The organism is Vibrio sp. 1288 (genome assembly GCF_033344475.1).
Genome location: NZ_JAWPOX010000985.1, coordinates 1 through 550, shown reverse-complemented (window position 1 = coordinate 550; position 550 = coordinate 1). Strand labels below are relative to the sequence as shown.

Here is a 550-nt window from a genome sequence, read left to right as displayed (position 1 = left end):
AAAAAGAGGTGTGAGCTATCACACCTCTTCGTCTATGGATTTAAAATCTTGTTTTCTCGGATCGGGATGGACTCTGCGCTCATAACCGTACCACTTCTTTTTGTTTTTACGTCGGTCTTCACCGGAGCGCCTTTCTTCTTGATACTGGCCGTCTACCATCACTGTATCGGTAATGATCGGTATCCTCACTTTTTCATTCATATCCATATGAGCCCAATAATTGCCTTAGCAAAATTATGATTCAAGTTGGATATAATACCAATCGTGCGCACCGGTTTTATTTATAGAGCTCTTTATCTATCTGATAGCGTTGCATTTTGTCATACAGCGTTTTTCGAGGCACATTCAACTGTTCCATCGTTTGTTTGATGCTGCCATTGTTTTCCAGTAGCGCATTTTCTATCGCTGCCTTTTCAAACTCCGCCACTTGCTCTGCAAGGCTACTGGTTGAAGTGGGGATGGAACTTGGTTCGCCTAATTGGATGAGTTTACCTAATAAAACGAAACGCTCTGCTGCATTGCGCAGTTCTCGGACATTTCCCGGCCAATC

General features: G+C 43.3%; 2 protein-coding genes. Both read right to left on the bottom strand.

The window, feature by feature from the left end:
- Positions 1-18: 18 nt before the first annotated feature.
- Positions 19-201 (bottom strand): hypothetical protein, encoded by a 183-nt coding sequence (locus R8O11_RS30480; protein WP_033904250.1) that lies wholly within the window; start codon positions 199-201, stop codon positions 19-21.
- A gap of 76 nt (positions 202-277) precedes the next feature.
- The coding region (locus R8O11_RS30475; protein WP_318195296.1) for a helix-turn-helix domain-containing protein at positions 278-550 on the bottom strand (273 nt) is incomplete at its 5' end.

Bases quoted from the DNA above. Each gene is read 5' to 3' on its own strand.
- R8O11_RS30480 (WP_033904250.1), bottom strand. From the start codon at position 201: ATGAATGAAAAAGTGAGGATACCGATCATTACCGATACAGTGATGGTA.